This window comes from Sporosarcina sp. E16_3 (assembly GCF_017347125.1).
In the GTDB taxonomy this organism is placed as follows: domain Bacteria; phylum Bacillota; class Bacilli; order Bacillales_A; family Planococcaceae; genus Sporosarcina.
Map to the genome: position 1 here is coordinate 1 of NZ_JADPRX010000036.1, position 25,083 is coordinate 25,083.

Below are 25,083 nucleotides of genomic sequence, written 5' to 3' on the forward strand. Positions count from 1 at the left end.
GTGTCAGAACTCTCATTATACAGGATTTGGGGAGGTGCTCTTTTTTCTTGCCGTTTTATACTTAGAGCCGCAAGGGCTCAGAGATATGAAATTGATTCAACTGTATTGTATTCACTGAATAGTGCTGTGCACAGGCACCTGAATTTTTTATGTTTAGCTAACTGGTTGAATTGCTTGCCATTGTGCCTTGTATTTCGATAAAAAATGCCTGTGCAAGAGTCCTATTTCCTCTCTTGTACAGGCATTGCAATCAGCTACCCTTTATAAAATATACATCCCCATCACACCGCACAGTATTCCCAGCAATACCACGGATCCTGCTACAAAAAACAAGACTCTTGTAGGGAACGATTTTGCAACTAACAACAGGGATGGCAGACTGATAGAAGGTAATGTGATTAAGAGTGCTGCAGCTGGACCACCGCCGAGCCCAAAGGACATAAACGTTTGGATGATAGGTATTTCCGCAGCTGTCGGAATCACAAATAACATACCAGCAATTGCAAAGATGATAATTGTAAAAATGGTATTGGCAGAGGCTTCACTCACATGCGGGAATAACCATACACGAATTGCCCCCATCAATAGAACGGATAGGATATAGGCCGGAAGAATATACAAAGTCATTTTCCCTAAGCTTTTCATCCATCTCGAAATGAAGGTCCCTGTTTCCACCTCTTCCGCTTTTTCCATGATTTTATCGAGATCCACCTGTTTTACAGCAGGCACAAAACGATTGGCCAGATAGCTGACGCCAAAAGTCAAAATCACACCGAACACCAGTCGGAGTAAAGTGAATTTCCAAGACAAAACAAATGTCATGAAAATTAGCGTGGCAGGGTTCAAGGTCGGGTTGCCGAGCCAAAAAGCAAGGCTAGCCCCTACAGAGACATTTTTCTTGCGTAGTCCGACAGCAACTGGTGCAGCACAACAGGTACACATCATGCCTGGAAGTGAGGAAAGGCCCCCAATTGCGGTGCTGCCAAAAGAAGTTTTTCCAAGTACTCTGAGTAACCAGTTTGCCGGCAATAAAACCTGCACTAAAGAGCCCAATAGAATACCCAGAACAGCCGCTTTCCAAACTGAATTGAAATAGATCAAGGCATAGGACCATGCGCCTTGCCATGAGACAGATCCTGCCTCAGACGGATCCCCCAAAATGGAATCCCCGATTGAATGAGAAGTAATGGCCAAGATGCTTTTGCTATAATACGGAATCCATTTTAAATAGGCCAATCCCACAATGGCAATCAACAAAAATATCAAAATGTAAACAATCGTCCTTTTGGAACGGGACGATTGAGATGGTAATAAATGATTCATCTGTACATCTCCCAAGAAAATAAAATAACTAGCTAATTATAGCACTATATTACGTAAATAATTAACTGTTTTTTCCTTTTCATTTTCTTCATATAGTTGTAGTGGATGTTGTGATTTCAGGTACACAATAGCGTTGTGTAGTATTTTAAAGAGTGAAAAAGGTAGATCATAACACTAATAAAAGGAAAAAATAATAAGTGCAAAGTTATACATTCTATGTAAATCAGATAATTACCACGGGAGAAGTCCACCCAAAACAGCAATCTTCTAAGCTGCAAAATGAAAAAAACATTTCTGTGCCGACGAAAGACGGCAGATTCACGAAATTAGGATCCGTGATAATGAATTCTAGTCAAATTTACGTCTATTCTTACATACGTGAATAATTCAGGTTTAAAATACGTGTAAACGGTAATCGGGGGAAACGATGCATGTCCGAACCTTTTAAACCATAGACATAGATATGGGGGTGGGTGCTTGGCTCAATTATTTCTATTTTTATTCTTAATCGGAATATTTATTTATGGCATGGCATTACTAAGATTAGGGCTTTTCAATTTATCTGCAAACTCCTTAAAATTATGGCTTACTAAATTAACGGATACGCCCTGGAAAGGTTTACTAGCAGGGGTTGGAATTACTTGTATTCTACAAAGTAGTTCGGCAGTCATGGTCATTACGATTGGACTCATTGCCGCTAGATTACTCACATTCCCTCAATCTATAGGAATTATTTTAGGAACAAATATCGGTACGACATTAACAACTGTACTCATCACCTTTGACCTAGAGCGATTCCTTGTACCTCTAGCCATTTGTGGGGCTATTTTATTATTAACTAGAAAAAGAAAGTTACGAAGTATCGGTCTAATACTTCTCGGCATAGCCGCTGTCTTTACTTCCATGAGTGGCTTTGAACTCTTAGCAGGTCCATTGAGCTCAATTGGATTTGTTAGTAATTCACTATTATCTTTGGATGACAGTTATCTTTATAGTATTCTCACCGGTACATTCATAACGGCGATTATTCAATCAAGCACAGCCACTATAGGCATTGTAATGGGATTCCTAACAAATGGCGTTGTACACTTGGACACTGGAATCGCTATTATGCTAGGTTCCAATATCGGTACATGTGTCACTGCTTTTTTGGCTTCTATTGGTGCTGGCAGGGAAGCAAGATTGTCTGCCTATGCCCATATATGGTTGAATATCATCGGGGTTATCGTATTTTATCCCTTTATCGGTTTGCTCACTTCGATTGGATTACAGCTTGCAAGTGAAGCTGACACACAACTCGCTTATATAGGTATTTTGTTTAATGTCCTTTCTTCACTCATTATCCTTCCTTTTGCAACTTCATTTGGAAAACTTATTATGAGAGTTCATGATCGTAAGTGAAATGGCGCCATCGTAGGTTTAAAAGAAGTACAATGCATAATACACAATGAAAAATAATTCACACACCCGAGTGAAAATTCAAATAGGTTCAGAAACTCTTTTGGATAGTTGATTTCATTGTATTAATATACAATTGATGTGTATTTTCAGAATAGCGTCGCGCACAGTGGTACCTGACAATTAAAAACGTAAAAAGATCACTATAGTGAATAAATATGTATAGTCCGTTAATAGTGAGTGAACACAAATAGAGAAGCCCATAAATACTGGCTTCTCTATTTGCGTGGCATATAATCTAAAGGCTATAAGTTCAAAATACCTGACTAATACTAGTTCATTCTGTAATTCACTTCTATTATCATGCATTTTTTTCTTGCAGCTGTTGTGTTAGTAACCCGCCTTCACTTAAGTATTTATTCATTCCTTCAGCCGCACGATAGGCAAAGGCCCCAATCGTTCCAGTAGGATTGTAATTACCAGTGTGTGGAAAAGACGAGCCCCCTACCACAAATAAATTTTCCATATCCCACATTTGCGAATATGTGTTGACTGCAGAATTTGCTGGACTAGCGCCCATAATAACCCCACCTATAAAGTGATCGGTATAAAATTTGTGATCAAATTGTAAATCATCTGCAACCTTGTCAACATCAACAATATCTGCACCCATCTTGTTCATTATTTCTTCACATCGGGCTACACCAGCTTTAGATCGATTAATATCATCCTCCATATATTTAACAGTCACACGCAGTAGTGGATTGCCTAGTGCATCTTTATATGTTGGATCTAAATCCAAATAGCTGTACTTATTTGGTAAAAATGCAGTTTGTGATGTGATAAACAAGTTTCGATTCGTGTAATGCAACGAGTTTTTCTTAAATTCCTTACCCCATGTAGGTGTTCCAACTGGGACTTGGTTATTGGAGATTGGTCTTGCTCCTAACTGACTAAAGTGGATCTCAAAACCATGCAAGTAATTGAGATTTGTATGATCTTCATTATCCCCTGCAAAATCATCAAGGGTGGAACCAAGTGAACCAGTTCCCATATAGAGGTTATACTTCTTATCTTCAAAAAAACCGCGAGCACCAATATAGGTAGAAAGATTTGAGAAATGGCCTGTAAAGTTTTTACCGATTATACCTTTACCCGTTTCTGGATTGTATGGGGTCCCGATTTTTGATAGTAAAAGTAATTTCGTATTTGAAAAGACAAATCCAGCAAGTACAACAATATCAGCAGGTTGTTCGTATTCTTGTCCAGTGCTCGTATCAACATAAATCACGCCAGTCGCACGTTTCCCATTATGGCTGACTCGCGTTACGTTTGCCCCGTTTCGCAGTTCCATGTTCCCGGTCTTCTTAGCAGTTGCAAGTACCGTTCCGATTGGATCAGCTTTCGCACCGAAATTACAACCGTATTCTTCACAAAATGCACAATATACACATCCATTAATGGTTTCTCCATCTGGATTTTGATAAGTTTGTGACACGGTAGCACCCGGCATTCGATAAGGATGATAGCCCAGTTCTGTAGATGCTTTTTGAAATAAATTAATAGCTGGCGTAGTTTTTAGTGGCGGATTAGGATATTTATCGGAGCGTGGTGGTCCGAGTGGGTTTTCTTCTCCCGAAATTCCAGCAGTTTTTTCAAATTTATCGAAATATGGTTCCATTTCATCGTAAGTAACCCCCCAGTCTTGCATTGTTGAATCCTTCGGAATTTTCCCCTTACCATAACGTTCAACTGTTTTGCTGTATATTTCAAAATCATAAGGTAGCCAGCGAAAGGTCCATCCGTTCCAGTGAACGCCAGCCCCACCCGTATTTTCACCCAATCTTGCATTCACATTGTTTCTTACTGGAAGTGCTGTTTCGGATAGATCACCTCTTGATGTTATCGTTTCTTTATGAAGGTTTTGCATCAAATCATAACGTTGCGAGTAACGTAGCTCGTCCTTTGTACCATTAAAGTCTTCGTGCTTCTTATCTTTACCGCGTTCAAGTATGACAACTTTATGACCTGCTTTAGTTAGTTCTGCCGCAACAATACCACCGGCCCATCCTGATCCAACGATGACTGCGTCAACCTTATTGAGTTTTTTGACCATTGCATTTCCTCCTATTGAATATATGATTAGTGTCCCTGATAATTTTCCAAACTAACTGGATCCATTTTTACAAAGTCTTCACTATCAATAACCCCCATATAGGATGCTTGTGCTCCAGGAAACTCCTTCATTCTCCAACCATCCATATTTTTATTACCACCATATAGTGGATCACAGTACGCACCTTCTAGTGTGGATCTATGAAGCAAGAAGAAGAATTCGGATGATAATAAACCATTCATTTTAATTTTTCCATCTTGTAAATCCTGCAAAATTTCACCTTGCTGCGCTTCCGTGGCTTTATCGAAACTAGTATTAAATCGTTTACCACTTTCTTGATTCATTACTCTTAGGCCAAGTAAAAAAATACTTCCTCGATCCAAAATCGATTGTTCACCTCGCTTTTCCTCAGCTCTTTCGCTTGGTTTAGTCTTAGGAACGAATGGACCTTGTCGATAGTCTCTGGCATTTACTCCCCATTGACCGGCTAACTGCTTGTCAATATAATAGGGCACCCCTAATTCAATTGCACCCGGCCCATTCTCATCTTTTGGAAAAATTTGCTCAGTTGCAGCTTGAAGTACCGCAAAGTCTTCCCTACGGGTAAAAAATTGTAAGGCTTCTTGAAAGTCGGTAGCATGTTCCATACCAGTTTTTGTAGCTGTTTCATTTTTTTGAACGAATTTGTTGGTCAGCAATCCTCCAAGAAACGAACCTCCTACAACTCCGCCAGCTACCATTCCTGTGTTTTTTAAAAACCTTCGGCGGCTAGGGTCATATGTTTTATCATCCTTCGTTTGCTTGTCATCATCTGAGTATTTATCTGTCATTTATTACCCTCCTCAAACTACTGTTTAAATTACACATTGATATCGATTTAAATATGATGTTCTAGGACTATTAATATTAAAATCCCTATCATTTTAGTAATCACCCTCCATAAGGACAAATTGAAATTCTTTATCGTCTTTCTCTTGAACAAGACCTCGGAGAATGGATTGAATAGAAAGTACTTCATGCTAAGGAAGATCTAAGCAATTTCTAAAACCAATAAAATTGGAACTACTTGACAATACTTGCCTTTTATAACTATTGCCCATTATTCGCTAAAATATAACACCTACTTGAATTCATCCTTAGATTTTCTCATTCGATAAATAGAGGATTGATGTAATTTGAATAAATAGATGACACTAAACTTTCCGCTTAAAAGCTATTCATATAAAATATATATAAGCATAAAATAACGCCCACCTGTCAAACGGGTGGGCGTTAACGTATTAGTTAAGTATTCTAAATGACAAGGAAGGTTACTGGTAGAACTTTTATCTGCGTATTCTAATTCCTTACTTAACGACTTAGCAACTTTAATTCCTTCGACCGTATACTCGTTCCAGACTTCGGGTATCAATTTTGTTGTACTAGTGCATGATAGATTTATGACATTTCATTAAATTGTTTCGTTATGCGAACTGCAATCCCAATCAATGCCGCATCTAGTATGCATTTTGAATAACCTACACTTATTTAGACAATAAACTTGAGGCCTAGTAAAATAACCACTTACACGTGAGAAGTGTCTGGTTCGCATTAAATGTTAAATTGTTCGGGTAGAAAGTAACTAAAATGAGGCGATTAACAGACAATGGAAAACACGCAAACGTTTGAACTCAAAAAGAATATACCACTGATGGCCGTTTTATTATCCGGTGCATTTATTACAATTTTAAATCAAACCCTTCTTGCAACAGCCTTGCCACCAATCATGAAAGATCTTCAAGTTACAGAAAGTACAGTTCAGTGGCTGCAGTCGATTTTCATGCTCGTCAACGGAATCATGATTCCAATCACAGCATTTTTAATCGGAAAATTTACTACACGGAAATTATTCATTACTGCGATGAGCATATTCGCCTTTGGTACATTCATCGCTGCCATTTCTCCTAACTTTGCCTTCTTGTTACTAGGACGGGTTTTTCAAGGAGCAGGTGCGGGGATAATGATGCCACTTTTGCAAACGATTATGTTCCTCCTCTTCCCTGTTGAACAACGAGGAAAAGCGATGGGTATGTATGGTCTTGTCATTGCATTTGGACCGGCAATTGGACCGAGCCTTTCAGGATATCTTGTGGATCACTATGCATGGAAAAGCGTCTTTTATGTTGTCCTACCGATTGCTCTTATAATTATCATTGCGGCCTTCTTTTTGCTGAAAAACGTCACGGAACTAACCAATCCAAAGATGGATTACTGGTCCATTGTCCTCTCGACACTTGGTTTTGGCGGACTCCTTTACGGTTTTAGTATTGCCGGTAACACGGGGTGGCTTCATGTGAATGTTGGCATAGCATTTGTAGTCGGAGCTATTTCACTCTATTTATTCATTCAACGACAATTGAAGCTGGAAGAGCCCATCCTCGAATTTCGGGTGTTTAACTATTTGGTGTTCACGTTGGCCACTGGACTCGGCATGATTGTATTCGCCTCCATGATTGCAACAACCGTAATTTTACCAATCTTCATGCAGAACCTGCTTGGATTCAACGCCTTTCATTCTGGCCTGATGCTCTTGCCAGGCGCCATCGTAATGGGCATTATGAACCCAGTGACAGGAACACTGTTTGATAAATTTGGAGCAAAGTGGCTGTTGCGAGGTGGATTTTTCATCCTAACAGTGACAACGTTCATGTTTGCAAACCTATCCGAAGAAACAAGTTTCACGTATTTAGCAGTCTTGAATGCGGTTCGGATGCTCGGCATTGCTATGGTCATGATGCCGTCTACAACGCTTGCGTTGAATCAGTTGCCAAATCATCTAATAGCTCACGGAACTGCCATGAACAATACGTTCCGTCAGATTTCTGGTGCAGTTGGGACTGCGGTTCTGGTCGCCATCACGGTAACAGCGGCGATAGGTGACGACTCGGTTGCTGGTGCCATCCACGGGGTCAATGTCGCCTTCCATATGGCAGGATACATTGCAGTCTTCGGACTTTTGTTATCATTTACAATTAGGGATTCGAAGCCGAACCAAAGCTCGACGGAAGCGTAACGCAAATAGGCTTCCGCACCATTTGAGTATGGGCACTGAACAGTATAAAGGGATTTCAAAGCGGGTATGTGAGCGGTAGTTACTCACATATCCGCTTTTCATTTGGAATCCGTTGTTAACCATTCTAGGCGCACGTGTTCCGCTAGTATGGCTTCAGCCGCTTGCGCGAACAGGATGTTGGTCATGCAGATCTGCCTGCGGTGCATTTATGACAATTCAAGGAAGGCAATAAACATACCTAGGGAAGCCCAGCAAAGACTAATATGATTGGACTCCCAGTTCTACTGTTTGCAATTGAGTGCATTATCTGAGTAGTTCCTCACGCAGTGGAACCTAAAACAAAAAGAGCTGTCCAGGTTCATTGGGACAACTCGGGTACTACAATTGTTTCATTTCGTGCCATCACTTTTTCATCATGCAGATGACAGGCGACGAAATGACCGGACTCTTTTTCGAGCCATTTCGGCTTTAATTCCGCACAGACCAGCATAGCGTACGGACAACGCGTACGGAATACACAACCTGACGGCGGATTTATGGGGCTTGGCAGTTCACCTTGCAACAAAATACGTTCACGTAATTCTTCGATGTCTGGATCCGGAATTGGAATGGCCGATAATAACGCTTCCGTATAGGGGTGTAGCGGTTTATCGTAGAGCTGTGCACTCGTGGTCAACTCGACCATATGCCCAAGATACATGACACCAATACGGTCTGAAATATATTTCACCATCGACAGATCATGGGCAATGAATAAATACGTCAAACCTTTCTCCCGCTGTAACCGCTGCAACAGCTTCACGACTTGCGCTTGTACGGATACATCCAGTGCTGAAATCGGTTCATCCGCGATGATGAATTCCGGATCAAGTGCAAGCGAGCGTGCGATGCCGATACGCTGGCGTTGTCCACCAGAAAATTCATGTGGATAACGGTTCGCATGATCCCCGCTTAACCCGACATCCTCCAATAATTCATTGACACGATTGCGCATTTCTTTCTTTGTCTTGTACAAACCGTGGATTTGCATTGGTTCAGCAATAATCTCATAGACCGTGGAACGCGGATTCAATGATGCATATGGATCTTGGAAAATCATTTGCATTCTCTTTAAGAAATGCCGTCTCTCTTTACTCGTCATGTCGTGAACGCTTTGGCCGTTGTACAACACTTCCCCGTCAGTCTTATTGTACAGGCCTAGAATCGTACGGCCTGCCGTCGATTTGCCGCAACCCGACTCACCAACAAGGCCGAACGTCTCTCCTTTGTAAATATCAAAACTAATTCCATCGACTGCTTTCAACTGGTCTCCGCGCCCAACATCAAAATAACGTTTCAATTCTATTACAGACAATAATGCCGGTTGTGTCATATCGTTCCCTCCTTTGTCACACCGTAACGTCGGACAGCACAAAGTTCTTTCTCCAATTTAGTGCCTGCAAGCTTCATCACTTCTACCGATTTCCCCGTGGAATGTGAATGAAGGAGCAACCCGTCACCAAAATAAAACCCGACATGACGGATACTCGCTTTTCCTTCATTATCAGCAAAGAATAGAAGATCTCCTTTTTTCCAGAGCGACTGATTGTCTACTGGAATTTCCACACCCACTCTCGCTTGGTCACCACCATCCCGTGGAATGGAGTGCCCACAAGCTTTCAACATACTGTATGTAAAACCGGAACAATCATAGCCATACGAAGACATGCCTCCCCATATGTAAGGCAGGTCGAGGAAAGCAAGGCCTTTATCAACCGCAACAGAAGGTTGTTCTTTTTTAAATTGATGAACAGATGGCGCCAGTTCCGTATCCCGTTTTAGTAGTAAGGCTTCTCCATCAGGTGCGCACACGCGTAAATGATCACCAGACTCTCCGATATAGGGGAGAATCGAGTTAAAAGGAATAATCACGGAAGGAGAACCGTCCAATTTCCAAAGTTGTGCTTTTCCTGCCGTCACTTTTGCAAATCCAGTCGCATGTATCGGTTGTGCTTCCTTTAACTGTGCAAGAGGGACCCAACCCGGATAACCGCGTTCGTCTTTAGTTGATGATTGCCAGACAGCAATGATTTTCGCCCAATCCCCTTGCACATCTTCAACGATGACCGGTTCACCAAACAGCAACTGCGTCTGAATCCGATTGCCATCGCACAAGTCAAGGCGTGGTTCATACGTTAACTTCCCAAGCCATTCCGTTAACCGGACTGGGTTCGCTGTTCCAGGTTCATCAATTACCCGGACAGATTCAGGTGAAGTCCACACGGTTGCAACCGGGACCACACAATACCAGGTGTTTACAATCGTTTCCATCAACCATCCACTCCTTTATCTATATGCTCCATCTGTTCATAGCCATTGCAAAAGTCATAGAACAGCCCTGACGTTTCCAGTAAACGAATTGTACTTCCTTGTTAGACTATTCCTACTGGGACAATATCCTTCGCCAGCATAAGCGGTGCATCAAAATCGAAGCGAGGTACGTTTGGCTAACACGTCGCATAATGCGGCTGGCAATCCTAAAGTTAGCGGTACAGCATCAACTATTCAAGAAAAAAAGCGGCGCCACAACGGACGCCGCGACTTTCTCCTAGTTCTTATCCGTATATTTCAAATCGATATAACCAACCGGGTGGCGCAAAATTCCGGTAATACTGGGTTTTTCAAGCGTCGTCTGGTTATAATAATAAATCGGGAAGACAGGCATTTCTTCCATTAGAAGCTGGTCCGCCTGTTTCAGCAATTCCCAACGTTTGTTTTCATCTGTTTCATTTTTAATGTCTGTAATAAGCTTGTCATACTCCGCATTCGACCACGTCGTCCGGTTCATAGACGAGTCTGTGATGAAACTTTCAAGTGCATTTACAGGATCTGCATAGTCATGCAAGAAAGAAGAGCGGGACATCTGGTATTTAAACTCTTTTTGTTCAGACGCAAAAACTGCGCTCTCAATATTTTTCAGGCCTACGTCAACGCCAAGAACTTCCTTGAACGTCGCTTGTAGCGCTACCGCGATGTTTTGATGGGATGGGCTTGTTGAATACGTCAGTTCCACTTTTGGTAATTCCGTATAGCCCTCTTCTTTCATACCTTCTTCGAGAAGCTTTTTCGCTTCATCCTTATTAAATTCAACAAGGTTCCCTACAGAGTCACGGAATTCCTTGCCGTCCGGACCGATAAATCCGTATGTGACGAAACCATATGCTGGCTTTTCGCCGTTTTTCGTCACGTAGTCGACGATTTCTTGCTGGTTTACCGCGAGTCCGAATGCTCTTCGGATCTTAGTATTTGTGAAAGGCTCCATCGAGGTATTCAAACGGTAGAAGTAAAGTCCCGCTTGGTCATCGATTCGCAGTTCATCGCTATCTTTTAACTTTTCCGCAAGTTCAGGTGGTACTCCTGATTGATCTAGCTCACCCGATTCGTACATCTGATATTCTGTTGTTGGATCATTGACCATAGCCCACTCTACTTTGTCGAGCTTCACAGCCGCTGCATCCCAATAATTTTCGTTCTTTTCGAAAACGAAACTTACATCATGATCCCACGATGCTAATTTGAATGGACCATTCCCAACAAATGATGCCGCTTCTGTGAACCATTTCGGATCGGCAGTTGCTACTTTTTCATTGATTGGGAAGAAACTTGGGTTTGTAATAATATTTAAGAACGCCTCATTTGGTGCCGTTAATGTTACGACAAAGGTTTTCTCGTCCGGCGCTTTTACTGCAACATCCTCAGCAGTACCTTCACCAGTATTATAGGCTTCCGCTCCTTCGATGAAATACGCTAGGAACGAAGCAGGTGAAGCTGTTTCCGGGTCAAGCATATGACGCCAAGCATAGACAAAGTCCCCCGCTACTACAGGATCTCCATTTGACCATTTCGCAGTATCACGGATGGTAAATGTATATGTCAGGCCATCTTCAGAAACATCAATCTTTTCTGCCGTCGCTTCTACAGCCAGATGATCTTCTGACAGACGCGTCATGCCTTCCATCAAGTTGTTTAATGCACCCCATGAAACAGCATTGAATCCAACTGATGGATCAAACGATGTCGGTTCCTCACCATTATTTAAGTATAGGATTTTTTCCTTTGCCACCGTTTCTTCTTTCTTTTCCTCGCCTTTAGTATCCTTGACCTTCTCTGGTTCTTTCCCAGCATCCTTCGTAGCAGTACAAGCTGCCAGCACGAGTGCAAGCATGGCTACAATGATAAACGTCAACCACTTCTTCATACAAAATCCCCCTTTGTTTGTGATGAATATGGAAGCACTTTCGTGCGTATTGCCAACGTTTAGGTGAAAACCAGTTTCGCGCGTTCATCCTGTAACCAGCAATTGACTGCATGGTCTTTAGTTAGATGTGTTGTTTCAGGATAAACACGGTCGCAGACATCCATTGCAGATGGACATCTCGCTGTGAATGGACAGCCCTTAGGCGGTGCAAACAGATCTGGCGGCGTCCCTTCAATCGGCTGTAGTTCCTCTTCTTTCAAATCAAGCCGCGGAACCGAGTTGAGTAGCCCTTTCGTATACGGGTGTTGCGGCGTATAGAAAATCTTACGCTTCTCTCCTATTTCAATCACCTTGCCCGCATACATGACTGCGATGCGGTCTGCAATCTTGGCGACAACGCCTAAATCGTGCGTAATAAGGATGATGGATACGCCTGTCTTTTCTTGGATTTCATTAAATAGCTCAAGAATTTGTGCTTGGATTGTAACGTCGAGTGCGGTAGTCGGTTCATCCGCAATTAGCAGTTCAGGTTCGCAAATGAGGGCAATCGCAATGACAATTCGTTGCCTCATTCCTCCTGAAAACTGGTGCGGGTATTGTTTCAGCCGCTCTTCGGGATTCGGAATGCCTACTAGTTCCAACATTTCAATCGCTTTCTCCCGCGCATTTGCCTTACTCACCTTGTGATGTGTTCGATATCCTTCAGTCAACTGTTCGCCAATTTGAAGTGTCGGATTTAGGGCGGTCATCGGATCTTGAAAAATCATCGAAATATCAACACCTTGAATCTTCCGCAGACCTGCTTTACTCAACTTCGTCAGATCTTTCCCTTTGAACAGGACTTTTCCATTCTTTATTCTTCCAGGCGGCTGCGGAATCAGCCCCATGATTGTGTTTGCCGTGACACTTTTTCCGCATCCGGATTCTCCTACGATTGCGAGCGTCTCTCCCTTGTACAGCTCAAACGATACACCGCGGAGTGCCTGGACTTCACCGCCAAATGTCTTAAATGATACGTGTAATTCTTCTACAGTTAGCACCTTTTCGGTTGAAACAGTTTTTCGATTCTTGCCCTTCTGTCTGTCTAAATCTTCATGCTGATTACAAACGAGCGTATTCGCATTATCCAATTGATGTTCATTCAAAATCCATCACCCCCTTAGTTTCGGATCGAGTGCATCTTGCATACCGTCACCAAGAACGTTAAATGCAAACATCGTCATTGATATGAAAAATGCTGGGAAGAACAATCGCCACCAGTGTCCAGAAAGGATAACTGGAAGTGCATCATTCGCCATGACACCCCAACTTGCAAACGGTGCCTGTATACCAAGCCCTAGAAAACTAAGAAAAGCTTCTGCGAAAATTGCACTCGGTACAGTCAATGTCATTTGGACGATAATCGGCCCCATCGTATTTGGTAATAAGTTTTTCCGGATAATCCTCGGAGTCTTTGCCCCAAATGATTTAGAGGCGGTAACAAATTCATAGTTTTTAATTTGGAGAACTTGTCCCCTTACGATACGGGCCATTCCGACCCAGCCTGTGATGGTCAGCGCAATGATAATTGTCGTCAAACTTGGCCCCATAACAACCATCAGCAAGATGACAACAAGCAAATGCGGCAATCCATACAGTATTTCGATAATGCGCATCATAAGGGTGTCGGTCCGCCCACCTTTATAACCGCTGATGCCACCATAGATAATTCCGATGAAGAAATCGATTAAAGCCGCCATGACACCTACAAACAATGAGATACGCGCCCCGTACCATGTACGAGTGAAAACATCGCGTCCCATCTCATCTGTCCCAAACCAATGTTCAGCAGAAGGTGCTTGATTCTGATTCGGTAAATTCGTTTGCGTTACAGTATGCGGCGAGAAAATCGGACCGAAGATTGCAAACAGTGTTAATATGATGAGAAAAATAAGTCCGCTAATTGCCAATTTATTCTTCCGCAAGCGGCGCCAGGCGTCTTTCCAGTAGGACAGCGATGGCCTGACGACCGTTTCTATTTTGTCTGAGTTCTTTCCCTTTGGTTTGAACCATTCATCAGGAATAGTTACGCTTTTGTCTTTCTGTACCATTACACATCACCATCCTTCCTGTGCAGTTTAATGCGCGGATCTAGGAAGCCATAAACGATGTCGACGAGGAACAGCATGAAAACGAGAAATGCACTGTAGAAGACGGTGGATCCCATAATTACCGGATAATCCCGGTTATTAATACTTTCAACGAAATATTTTCCCATTCCAGGTATCGCGAAGATTTTCTCAATAACGAATGTCCCTGTCAAAATCCCTGCAAGCATCGTTCCCATTATAGTGACGACGGGCATAAGTGCATTACGAAGGGCATGGCGCACGACAATACGGAACGGTGTAAGCCCTTTCGCACGTGCCATCTTCATATAATCTTGCGTCAACACTTCAAGCATACTTGCCCGCGTAAGCCGTGCGATAATTGCCGTCGGGCCAGTCGCAAGCGCCAATGTCGGCAATATCATATGAAGTGGGCTACTCCACGTTGCAGGTGGTAGCAATTGCCATGTAACGGCGACTTGCTGGATTAACAGCGTCGCAAGCACGAAGTTCGGAACGGATATCCCGACAACAGCGAAGGTCATTGCCATATAATCAATAAATCCGTTATGCCGGAGCGCCGCGAATGTGCCAAGAATAACACCTGATATGACAGCAACAAGAATTGTAATCATCCCAAGTTCGAATGATATCGGAAATCCCCTGGCAAGCAAACTGTTCACGGTCTCATTCGGCTTTTTAATCGATGGCCCAAAATCAAACGTCACAATCGATTTTAAATAATAGACGTATTGCACAGCAACTGGCTGATCAAGTTTATAGTACTTTTCAAGGTTCGCCTGAATCGTCGGATTCGTTGTCCTTTCTTCATCGAACGGCGATCCTGGTATTGAATGCATTAGGAAGAATGTCAATGTTGCGATGATAAGAATCGTAGCAATCATCATGAAAAACCGTTTGACTATGTATACAGCCATGCATCATTCCCCCAAACTCTTTGTCTTTCTCCCTTTATGTATCTAACAATTCAATTAAATGGGTAATTACAACTCTATCAAACTTTTGTGAATATTACAATATCACTACTGAGAAAAAACCGTTACCCGAAGTAATCCAGGTAACGGTTTTCAAGTACTGATTAGTAGAATGTTTTGCAACATTAAGAGTGCCGACAATATGAATCAATTTTATTGTAAAAACCAACGACACCATTCATTATCTGTATCACCATTCAACACACAAGTTCTTTTTAAAACCCATCCAAACTCCTCAACGCCTGCTCCAAAGGTTCCTTTAAAGGTAAGGCTAATGTTTTTGCATACGTTGCCGTAATATGGTTATTGTCCCGATACACCACGATATTCCCAATAACCGGATAGCAAGTTGTTTGATCACAGAAATAATCCGTGAGGTCTGCGAATATCACGTTCGAAGGAATGCCCCCGGTATTCTCCCAAGGTACTTCCTTTGAAACCCCCTTATCCCTTGGAATCGCACAACTTAACGGGTTTTCCTTCTTTTCTAAACAGCTAGGGATATTCTTTTTCATACGGGGGTTATCACGTACAGCGAATACCGTGCTAATCCCCTCCAGTTCTTTCCACTGGTTAATGTAACCTGGTGGGATCGTCTTACGCCTATTCAATGTAGACGTGGTGAAAACCAAGTCTGGCGGATCTTCTTTTAAGTGTTCGATCAAATTCTCATTCCATTTTAAACAAGCTTTGGTTAAGTAATGTTCCGGATCTTCGTTTGTAAATCGGCAGCCATCATGGTTGTAGACGTCAATTTGGAAGTTCAGGTCTTCCGCTAAAACTTCCAATGCGGGAAACCAATGTCCCGAATGAGACCCGCCGACCAGCGCTACCGTATAGCTAGGATTCGTTAACACCCCATACGAACATTTCTTCACTTTGACACTATTTATCGCAAAGCAGTTTGGATTCTCATAAAAGGAAGGAAGATCTGATTGAATATCGATGGATCCCGGAATTGGAACGATGCCTTTCGGGGGCTCGCTATTCTCATAGACAGCCTTCGCACCTGGAAAGGCTTTTTCATCATGATTAACGACCAGAGCATCAGCCTTCACCTTTTCAATATACGTTGTAATGGCAAGTATTGAACTTCCTGTTACCACCAACAGGCCACATAAGACAGCCGCAAGTCTGCCCTTCATTCTTTTTTTATCCAACTTCAGTATGGGTGCTTCTAGTAGTTTTGTTGAGAACAGCGATAACAGAACCGCCGCTATGACGATGACACTCCCCGCAAGAATCGGAACGGTTTCTACGTCCGCAGTAGCCTTATAAAAGATTAAAAGAGGCCAATGCCATAAATAGATCCCATAAGTAAGACCGCCTAAAAACGTCAGTGACTTAACACTTAAAAATCGGTCCACGCCAAATTTCGTACTATTTTCGGAAGCGATTAACACCAATAATGCCCCGCTAATCGGGACAAGTGCTAAATAACCAGGGAACCCCGTTGATACTGGAAGCAAAAAACCTGTAAAACAAATGATGGAGAGCCCGAGCCACCCCAACACCGTGTTTAGCCATTTATTCATCAGTAAGTATGGTAAAACCAATGCTAGCATACCGCCTATGCTAAATTCCCACATGCGTGCAAACGTATCAAAATACGCCCAAGGCTGATTCACTTCTGTTTGATAAATAGAATAACTAATCGAACAGATGAAGACAATAAGCAATGCCAGTAAAAAAGTTTTACGTACCGGTGTTTTCAAGACTTTCCTGGCTATAAAATACACGGAAGTGATTAAAATCGGCCAAAGGATATAAAATTGAACTTGTACACCCAGTGACCAAAAATGTTGAAATGGACTTACCGCATGATCTTGCGCTAAATAATCAACAGCATCCAACGCCAAACGCCAGTTTTCAAAATAGAAGGTGGACGCGGTCATATGTGTAATGGTCGAGCTCCATTCCAACTGAGGTAAAAACAGCAATGCAAGGCTTCCACTCACGATGATGACCAATAAGGCTTGAGGGCAAAGCCTTCTCGCAAGTCCCACCAAAAAGTCTCCAAATTGCACAGTTCCCGTTCTCTCTATTTTCGATAGAAGAGACATGGTAATCAAATAGCCTGATAGAACAAAGAATACATCAATTCCTCCTGATACTCTTCCCAGCCAAATATGATAAATCACGATTAGCAATGTCGTAATCATGCGTAACCCTTCAATCTCCGGGCGATATCTTTTTTGAGGGCTTTTAAAATCTTCCATTCTATTCATTACACTCCCAGTATTATGACAACATCTTGAATGCCTTCATTATGTTAATTTATTACAATTTCCCAGATTGCATATAGGTGGAATATGATTAATCTCTTCAATGATTTACGTCTTTTGTATATTCTAATTGCAAATAAAAAACGCTTCCAAACATCGTCCACTGATTGTTTAAAGAACTTATGCTTTGCTACGTCCTGTGGCAAAGCATAAGTAACCAACAGGGAGGGAGGAACGAACTGCAAATCCTCCTCGTTGGCCCTAACCAGTCGGGCTTTTACGGGCAGTTGATCCCCCAACTTCTCGTATCCTTGAAGTGGGGCTCTTACTGCCCATTAATGCGGGATCAATACCGTTGAGTGGATGGAAAACCAGGTTGGTGTCTCTATATAGTGAGCGGTTGGTTGACGGCTACTTCTTTTGGACAAATAACGACCTGATTTTCCTAATATGATTGGGTGAATACCCTTGGATTGTGTCTTATTCTGGTATCATCCCGCTTTTTGCCCCAATACTATTCCTGTATTAGCCAATGCTCCGAGTCCGCATCCCGCTTCATATAAAACACACGCTCCGCTACCCCTTCTCGCCCATATTGGTAGTGGATTTTAAACTCATTCTCAGAAACAGAAGCCGTTTTTCGATAAGATGCCTCTAAAAACAGTTCGCCCAACCGGCTAATTTCTGTAAACGCAGGCATTTCCGACAAATTTCCGAAGCCCAATAGATCGTCATATAAATACAAATCGAAATATTGCTCCGGTGTATACTCACCAGTAAGCTGTCCGGATAAATAATCAATATAAATCGAATTGGTTCGCTCTTCCGTTGCTACACCTACAACTTGCCCATAAATTTTGTGCACAGGGGTAATCGTTGCCCCCTGCACCGATTTACTTGCCGGGAAATGGTTCAGTAAAAAATATTCCCGCGCATTCAACAACTGGTCGTACCCCCCTGCAATTGTGATTCCCTGTTTTTCATAACGATCCATAATTTCAGATGGCAACGGTTTTCCGTTTATCTCTAGCTGGCCGTTTTTCAGCACGACACGATCACCTGGGACTGCAATCACCTCGTAATAAACATCCATATATGTCGGTAAATGGCTTGTCGTATTTGTCATCGTGCGTACAATATCGCCCGCCTTATAGACAACCTCATCGAATAAATTCGCTTTGCGCTCAATAACCGTATGGAAAGCATCCGAATTCCCGTTTAATGAAAACTTTTCATTATCCACATAATACAGACCGTCGACTTGATCAAAATGCGGAAGTGTCGCAAATTCCTCATAATCAACGGCTGACAGTTTCTTCTTCTTCTGCAGTGCCGAGATTTGCGCCAAATCATCCAGTGGATCATATGGGACGCCAGGTCCCTTATCTGAAGATAGAAAATTCGCCGGGTCAATTGTGAGAATAAGAAACAGTGCTACTATAGGAATCGCCGCCGTGACAAACAGTATTTGCCAAGAAAACTTTTTAGCCTGAGGCCGTAAACGTTCACGTACACGCTGCTTAATCCGCCTTTCCTGCTTCGTTGTATCGCCCATCATTTGATCAAGCTTACGTTTGAAATCGTTCAATTTTTCACTACCTCCTCGTCCTCTCCCTCAAAAAATCCCTTTAGCTGTTGCTTCGCCCTTCGTAGCCGTGTTTTCACGGTATTTTCATTCAGCTGTAGATAGTTTGCTATTTCCGCTATAGATTGCTCGTCATAATAAAACAATAGTAAAGGTTCACGGTATTTTAACGGCAGTTGGAAAAGATTTTTTTCAAGTGTAGCCAGCCGCTCTTGCTCCAACACTACTTCTTCTGCACCTTTTACCGAAACAAAGATTGTATCGAACAGCACATCTTTTTTATGCTTCCACGAGCGCAAATAATCTTTTGCACGATTGGCTGTCATTTTCGTTAAATAGGTCTTCAATGATGCCTCATTGCGAAACTGATCACTCTTTTGAAAATACGTAACAAATACTTCTTGTACAATATCTTCCGCAGTCGACCAATTCTTCACATATAAATAAGCGATGCGTACTAAATAACGCGAATGCTCATCGATTAGTTGATCAATAGTACTCATTTACGAACCCTCGCCCTCTCCTATGGCCACGTCATGTCCCCCTCCACATACGCAACAAATTGCTCAAACGACTTTTTCTCTGTCATTCCGTATCGGCATACTTCATAATTTGAAGTATGCCTATTTGCATACCCCTCGGTCGTCGTAAAGCCAATCAACACCCCTGCCTCTTTAGCTGCCACGATGAAATCCTTATTATAATGCCCATACGGATAGGCTAATGAAACTGCTCCAGGCACTTGCTCGATATTTTGCTGTATATCCAGAAGTATCTCTTCTTTTGAACGTTCTAACGCAATACCTATACCCAAAACCGTATTAAGTGAATGCAGTTCATATGTATGTGCTTCGAACTGGAAAACATCCGCCAGCTCTTCTATATCCGCTGCGGTAAAAAACTGTAGCGGGCCATCCGCATCAAACAGCTGCTCTCCCTGCGCCCGCCCTGTACGCGAGGAAATAATGTGCTGAAGCGCACTAAACCCGTATTGCTTTAAAATGGGATATGCATACTCCTTCGTCGATAATAAACCGTCGTCGAATGTAATGAGCACTGCTTTGCTCGGTACAACAAGGCGCCCCTCCAAATAATCATAAAGCTGATGTGCCGTCAGCGTCTCAAAATGATGATCCGACAAGTACCCCATTTGTTGCTCAAACGCTTCTAAGGAAATCGTACTATCCATCGTTCTCATCATCTCACGCGGCAAAACCTGATGGTATACAAGCACCGGCAGACCCGCATCCATTGCAACAGACTGCTTAGAAATATATCCCGGCCGCTCTCCTATTGTAATGATATACCAATCCTCTTCCTCACGTACGACCGGATAGCGATAGCCTTCTTCCAATTCAAGGATGACGCCACTTTGTAAGTTAGCATCCTCGTAAACTGCGGTCTTTTTCAGCGTATGAACAGCAGCCAACCGCTCCGTATGGACAAGTGTCGAAAGCTTCTTTTTTTCAACCCTCGCCTGCCCCTTACGGACAAAAGTAGTCATATTTCCCAATCGAAGCTCATAATACGCCTCATCCTCACCTGTTACAGCAACAGGCTGATTCGCCTCCAACACGCCAATCTGAGTCACAACATTCCCCTTCATATAAATCGGCTGGCGCTCCTGTAATATAAGCACCCGCTCAAATTCCCTTTTCGTGACAAACCGCTCCCCTTCCTTACCCTGCGCAAAAACTCTTCCTTCCGATTTAACCAAAATCCATATCGAACCAATACTCATAATACATACAATCAAGCACACCAATAACGGCACTTTACTAGAATTCTTCCTCATCCCCTTACCTCCGTTGTCAATTAAGTAACGTACAGACGGAGAATTCCAGAAAAAGTTTCAAAAGTTTCAAAAGTTTTTTTAAAAAGATGCACCAAAAATTGAATCATCTTAATTGAAATTTCTTTCAACTGCATTATGATTGAGGTGAGAAGAGATTAAGAGGAGGATTAATATGGAGAAAAAATCCCTGTTAGACTATCAAGAGTTTGATGAAAAACGATTTACCAAGAAAAATATCTATACAAAAGCGGATAGCGTCGCATTCGTGTTAAACTTCTTTCCGGGTCAAGAAATGCCTGCTCATAAGCATCCTGGTATGAATTTAACAGCTCTCGCGATTCAAGGGAATGGTGTGTTTACGATAGATGACCAAGAAACGACAATCATGAAAGATGAACTCATTCACTGTAATGGAAACTTGATGATTGCTTTCAAAAATACTAGCTCCGAAAAAACGAGTATCTATGTCATTTTGAACAAAGCCGATGAATAACAAGGTATTTTAATTATGTGTGTGCCTGTGCAACAAAAAATTCACCCAATTGTATAAAAAGACAACAGAGATTAGATTATCAGCACCTAATCTAATCTCTAGTTCATAAATATGTATTCACGGAGAATAGTCAAAATATCTTGGTGCACAGCGTACCTAACAATCTTGTATGAACCATCTCCGCTCCATTTTCTTTAAATACGCAAAAAGCAGTATACCTCCTCATTCCAAGGAAGTACACTGCTCTTGTATGTCATCATAGGTGACAGACAAACTATCAATTCAGAAAGGATTCAGTACCTTGTCCGAATTTTGCAGGTAACTGTCAACCTACTAAAGCAACATGCGCAAAAATTGTTCGAAATTCACGCCCGCCTCGCGCGGAACTTGCTCCTTTGACGTTGCTTCAATCGCAGCGGCTAAAAACGCCTCCGCAAGCTTCATTGACTCCACTAAATCCTGTCCCCGCATCATACCACCCATAATGACTGATGCAAACAAATCACCCGTTCCCGAATAGCTCTCGCCGTTATAATCTCTCATACGATAATAGGAATGATTTGCATCTACATACATATTGCCTACATAGCGCTTGTTCGCATCTGCTGAAGGCGGATTCAAACCAGTAATTATCACGTTTGCCCCTGTTACATGTTGTAGCTGATGGCCCGCCTCCTCTAGCACCTGAATATAATCCGACTCATTTTTATAGCTCTGAAGCTTCTCATACGACACCCCTGTAAGCAAGCAACACTCTGTAATATTTGGCGTAATAATGTCAGCGCACTGCACTAAATCCCTCATACGATCAAGCAACTCGCCTGTAAACATTTTATATACCTCGCCCGTGTCGCCCATTACCGGATCAACAAGCAGCTTCGTTTCACTCGAATGAAACACGTGTAAAAACTGAAATATGTTATCAATTTGCTCTTTTCCTGTCACAAAGCCTGTATGAATACCATCAAAGGTTGCACCAAGCTTTCTCCATTCCTCAACAAAATAGTCCATTGTTGGCGTTAAATCCTCACAATAAAAGCTTGGATACCCAGTCTGCGCCGTTAAAATCGCAGTTGGCAATGGCACTGCCTGAACCCCCATCACTGATAGAACAGGTATTGCAGCCGTTAACGAGCATTTCCCAAAGGATGACATATCCTGAATTACAGCAACTTTTTTAATCCTATTCGCCACCTAACTAATCCTACTTATACTCTCTTCATCGTATCATAATAAGGCAATGACGAAAATGCACCAATTAATAGAGATTGAAATAACTATTACTTTACAGACAAAACAATCTGACCCCTTACATTTTAATGAAATTGGCACTTTAACAATAGTCAGCACTTTGCTAAAGTTAAAGCAATTAAAAAATTCATTAAAGTGAGGAAGATGCAGATGCAACATATACAAAATCAAGTCTATACAAAACCACGAACGAAAACATTTGATTTAGTCATTACCGCAATTTTAGCAGCACTTATTTTCACCGCAACAATGATTAATATTAAATTACCATTTGGGCAAGGTGGACTGATTCACTTAGGGACATCTGTGCTTTTCATCGCAGCGATTTTATTCGGTCCTAAAAAAGGGGCACTTGCTGGAGCAATCGGGATGGGCTTATTCGATATCTTAGGTGGCTGGGCAATTTGGGCACCAACGACAATTATTTCCCGCGCAATACAAGGCCTAATCGTCGGTAAAATCGCTTGGTCTAAGGGCCATAGAGGCGACAACATTGGGTTAAACATTTTGGGAGCAGTTGTTTCAATGCCCGTGATGATTGCAGTATACTATATCGGGCAAGCGATTATGTTCAAAAGTTGGATTGCTCCTTTGGCATCAATTCCTGGAGACATCATCCAAAACGTTGTAGGTTTGCTTATCGCGATTCCAGTATGTATCGCGCTGAAAAAAACATCATACTTTAAAAAGAAATTTTAATACGTCCAACAGAAACACGCCATCACCTCTTTCTATATCGTATACAACAAAATCGACTCTCCATTGGAAAGTCGATTTTGTTGTTATTATAATTTATTTTTCGATTGGACCATTGTTAATCATAGATAATGGCACATTAATCTCGAAAATCTTGCCACGAATAGATTGAATCCCGAAAGACGTTAACCGGGCCGAGTGCATTTCTAAATAGGCTTGGGCCGTTTCTTTTGTTTCGAATAAATAGACGCCTCCAGCTTCTTTTGCCGCCGCATCTTCTGTCCAAACTTTCCAGATCATACCTGGCTCATCATTAATGCTTTGAGCCAATTCAGCAAAGCCTTTTGACATTTCTTCTCCAAATGGACCTTCCATTTGGAAATCTACTTGTAATAAATAAGTCATTTCAAGTCTCCTTTTTCATTTTAATACTTACTCGTCTACCACAGTTATTTTACTTGAATGTATTGCTCGCCAAGGATTTCATTTGTTTCATAAACATCTTGTGACAACTGCTTTTGAATAAATGGAGTCACATCTTTTTCCTCAATTGAATAATATTCTTCAATTTCGCGTGAAAATAATAATTTTTCTTTGCCAAGTAATTGAGCTAAATTGGTTAATTGCTTCGGATTTAACGTTTCATTTGGTAGTAATTGTTGGAGTGCATTGGTGTATTCCTCAAAAGTCCGGGCACCCACGATTCGAACCCCTTTTTGCTCTTCATTTACCATGACGATTGTTGGGAATCCGCGGACACCTAACTCACGGACGAGTTGGAAGTCTTCATGTAATGACGTATTTGCTTCTGGAAGCTTTGATTGATTAAGGATTTCTTCTCCATCAAGCCCAACTTGATTGACAAGATTAATTAAAATTTCATCTCGTGCAATGTTTTTATTAAAAGCAAAAACCTCTTCTCGTGCACGTCGTAAAAATGTGTTTGCTAGCTCAGGACTTTTTTCTTGAATTACCTTATACACTCGGGAAGGGATAAAAGACGACTCGATTGGATTATCGTACCAAACAGTTCCATCAATCGGCATGCGGGAGTGTTCACCGACTTCTCTCCAATGACCAGCAACATCTGATGGACTAGAAATGCCATTGCTCGCGTCTGTGAAGCCATCCCAATTTTCAAGCAACCCGCCCATAAGCGTGTGCATATTAAAATAGTGCCCGTACTGATCGACAAACTTTCGAAGGACCGGTTCTAATGCCCAGCAATGCGAACAGATTGGATCCGTTACGTAATAAAGTTCAACCTTTTTTTTCTGTGTCGACAAATCGATAAACTCCATTGTGGCAGTGTCGTCCCCACCTGGCCCACATATGCCAGTTTCTAAATCACAAATCATGTTATTTTTCGTTTCCATTTATATTCCCCTTTTCTTTATGGTGATTGGACAAATCAAGTTCAATATTTTGTTGTGCCCACGCTTGTATTGGCTGTAGGGCAATTGCAAGTTGTTGTCCTTTTTCAGTTAGATGATACGTAATTATAACGGGAGTTCCTGCTGTCACTATTTTTTCCACTAAGTCACATTCAGTAAGCTCGGTCAATTTCAACGAAAGTGACCGAGGGGTAATATCGTTTAAATCGCGCTTCATTTGAGAAAAATGAGCAGTGAAATTGGGACAATTTGATAAGTAATGAATAATAAGCCCATTCCAACGCCTTCCCAAAATCTCGAAGCTGGATTCTAAATAAGGACATACTTTAATAAGTAACACCTCCAACTATTACTTTAAGTATAAACGAGTATAATTAGTATATCAAGTATAAATATTATACATAGGGTGTCTGCCATTCAAACAAACATGTTCGTA

Annotated in this window: 21 protein-coding genes; 4 read left to right on the forward strand and 17 right to left on the reverse strand. The window is 41.9% G+C overall.

Going from position 1 to position 25,083, the window contains the following annotated elements; translation table 11 throughout:
- Positions 1 to 261: 261 nt before the first annotated feature.
- Positions 262 to 1,323: a permease gene (locus I2483_RS16535; RefSeq protein WP_207278194.1), complete on the reverse strand. Its 1,062-nt coding sequence runs from the start codon at positions 1,321 to 1,323 to the stop codon at positions 262 to 264.
- 477 nt (positions 1,324 to 1,800) lie between these two features.
- Here I2483_RS16535 and I2483_RS16540 point away from each other — a divergent pair, with 477 nt between their 5' ends.
- Positions 1,801 to 2,724: a Na/Pi symporter gene (locus tag I2483_RS16540; RefSeq protein WP_186670916.1), complete on the forward strand. Its 924-nt coding sequence runs from the start codon at positions 1,801 to 1,803 to the stop codon at positions 2,722 to 2,724.
- A 358-nt stretch (positions 2,725 to 3,082) separates the two neighbouring features.
- Here the strand turns inward: I2483_RS16540 and I2483_RS16545 are convergent, their stop codons facing one another.
- Positions 3,083 to 4,837, reverse strand: coding sequence for a GMC family oxidoreductase (locus I2483_RS16545; RefSeq protein WP_207278195.1), 1,755 nt, complete (start codon positions 4,835 to 4,837; stop codon positions 3,083 to 3,085).
- Between the two features lie 26 nt (positions 4,838 to 4,863).
- Positions 4,864 to 5,667, reverse strand: coding sequence for a gluconate 2-dehydrogenase subunit 3 family protein (locus I2483_RS16550; protein WP_207278196.1), 804 nt, complete (start codon positions 5,665 to 5,667; stop codon positions 4,864 to 4,866).
- Positions 5,668 to 6,482: 815 nt separating this feature from the next.
- Between I2483_RS16550 and I2483_RS16555 the strand changes: the two genes are divergently transcribed.
- On the forward strand, positions 6,483 to 7,889 hold the full coding sequence (locus tag I2483_RS16555; protein WP_207278197.1) for an MDR family MFS transporter: 1,407 nt from the start codon (positions 6,483 to 6,485) through the stop codon (positions 7,887 to 7,889).
- A gap of 358 nt (positions 7,890 to 8,247) precedes the next feature.
- Here the strand turns inward: I2483_RS16555 and I2483_RS16560 are convergent, their stop codons facing one another.
- From I2483_RS16560 to I2483_RS16605, 10 genes are all read right to left on the reverse strand, one after another.
- Positions 8,248 to 9,261: an ABC transporter ATP-binding protein gene (locus tag I2483_RS16560; protein WP_207278198.1), complete on the reverse strand. Its 1,014-nt coding sequence runs from the start codon at positions 9,259 to 9,261 to the stop codon at positions 8,248 to 8,250.
- The gene (locus I2483_RS16565; protein ID WP_207278199.1) at positions 9,258 to 10,199 is read right to left on the reverse strand and encodes a C40 family peptidase; all 942 of its coding nucleotides are present in this window, start codon (positions 10,197 to 10,199) and stop codon (positions 9,258 to 9,260) included. Before I2483_RS16565 ends, I2483_RS16560 begins: the two co-directional genes overlap by 4 nt.
- A gap of 277 nt (positions 10,200 to 10,476) precedes the next feature.
- The gene (locus tag I2483_RS16570) at positions 10,477 to 12,126 is read right to left on the reverse strand and encodes a peptide ABC transporter substrate-binding protein (RefSeq protein ID WP_207278200.1); all 1,650 of its coding nucleotides are present in this window, start codon (positions 12,124 to 12,126) and stop codon (positions 10,477 to 10,479) included.
- A gap of 59 nt (positions 12,127 to 12,185) precedes the next feature.
- Positions 12,186 to 13,166 (reverse strand): ABC transporter ATP-binding protein, encoded by a 981-nt coding sequence (locus tag I2483_RS16575; RefSeq protein WP_346267745.1) that lies wholly within the window; start codon positions 13,164 to 13,166, stop codon positions 12,186 to 12,188.
- A gap of 111 nt (positions 13,167 to 13,277) precedes the next feature.
- Positions 13,278 to 14,216, reverse strand: coding sequence for an ABC transporter permease (locus tag I2483_RS16580; protein WP_207278201.1), 939 nt, complete (start codon positions 14,214 to 14,216; stop codon positions 13,278 to 13,280).
- On the reverse strand, positions 14,216 to 15,151 hold the full coding sequence (locus tag I2483_RS16585) for an ABC transporter permease (RefSeq protein ID WP_207278202.1): 936 nt from the start codon (positions 15,149 to 15,151) through the stop codon (positions 14,216 to 14,218). Before I2483_RS16585 ends, I2483_RS16580 begins: the two co-directional genes overlap by 1 nt.
- A gap of 272 nt (positions 15,152 to 15,423) precedes the next feature.
- Positions 15,424 to 17,427 carry an acyltransferase family protein gene (locus I2483_RS16590; RefSeq protein WP_207278203.1) on the reverse strand — a complete coding sequence of 668 codons (2,004 nt, stop codon included), beginning with the start codon at positions 17,425 to 17,427 and terminating at the stop codon, positions 15,424 to 15,426.
- A 520-nt stretch (positions 17,428 to 17,947) separates the two neighbouring features.
- Positions 17,948 to 19,021 carry a S26 family signal peptidase gene (locus I2483_RS16595; protein WP_207278204.1) on the reverse strand — a complete coding sequence of 358 codons (1,074 nt, stop codon included), beginning with the start codon at positions 19,019 to 19,021 and terminating at the stop codon, positions 17,948 to 17,950.
- Positions 19,018 to 19,521 (reverse strand): sigma-70 family RNA polymerase sigma factor, encoded by a 504-nt coding sequence (locus I2483_RS16600; RefSeq protein ID WP_207278205.1) that lies wholly within the window; start codon positions 19,519 to 19,521, stop codon positions 19,018 to 19,020. Before I2483_RS16600 ends, I2483_RS16595 begins: the two co-directional genes overlap by 4 nt.
- Before the next feature lie 20 nt (positions 19,522 to 19,541).
- On the reverse strand, positions 19,542 to 20,813 hold the full coding sequence (locus I2483_RS16605; RefSeq protein WP_207278206.1) for a polysaccharide deacetylase family protein: 1,272 nt from the start codon (positions 20,811 to 20,813) through the stop codon (positions 19,542 to 19,544).
- A gap of 172 nt (positions 20,814 to 20,985) precedes the next feature.
- Here I2483_RS16605 and I2483_RS16610 point away from each other — a divergent pair, with 172 nt between their 5' ends.
- Positions 20,986 to 21,306: a cupin domain-containing protein gene (locus I2483_RS16610; protein ID WP_207278207.1), complete on the forward strand. Its 321-nt coding sequence runs from the start codon at positions 20,986 to 20,988 to the stop codon at positions 21,304 to 21,306.
- A 333-nt stretch (positions 21,307 to 21,639) separates the two neighbouring features.
- Here the strand turns inward: I2483_RS16610 and I2483_RS16615 are convergent, their stop codons facing one another.
- Positions 21,640 to 22,488, reverse strand: coding sequence for a pyridoxamine kinase (locus I2483_RS16615; protein WP_207278223.1), 849 nt, complete (start codon positions 22,486 to 22,488; stop codon positions 21,640 to 21,642).
- Between the two features lie 219 nt (positions 22,489 to 22,707).
- Here I2483_RS16615 and I2483_RS16620 point away from each other — a divergent pair, with 219 nt between their 5' ends.
- Positions 22,708 to 23,256, forward strand: coding sequence for an ECF transporter S component (locus tag I2483_RS16620; RefSeq protein WP_207278208.1), 549 nt, complete (start codon positions 22,708 to 22,710; stop codon positions 23,254 to 23,256).
- 93 nt (positions 23,257 to 23,349) lie between these two features.
- Here I2483_RS16620 and I2483_RS16625 read toward each other — a convergent pair whose 3' ends face one another.
- From I2483_RS16625 to I2483_RS16635, 3 genes are read right to left on the reverse strand one after another with little or no spacing between them, the layout of a single operon-like run.
- A complete protein-coding gene (locus tag I2483_RS16625) occupies positions 23,350 to 23,658 on the reverse strand; it encodes a monooxygenase (protein WP_207278209.1) in 309 nt (102 codons plus the stop codon).
- Between the two features lie 44 nt (positions 23,659 to 23,702).
- Positions 23,703 to 24,629: a DsbA family protein gene (locus I2483_RS16630; protein ID WP_207278210.1), complete on the reverse strand. Its 927-nt coding sequence runs from the start codon at positions 24,627 to 24,629 to the stop codon at positions 23,703 to 23,705.
- Complete coding sequence (locus I2483_RS16635) at positions 24,613 to 24,978, reverse strand: winged helix-turn-helix transcriptional regulator (protein WP_186672890.1); 366 nt, start codon at positions 24,976 to 24,978, stop codon at positions 24,613 to 24,615. The genes I2483_RS16630 and I2483_RS16635 overlap by 17 nt, the downstream gene beginning before the upstream one ends.
- Positions 24,979 to 25,083: the final 105 nt, after the last annotated feature.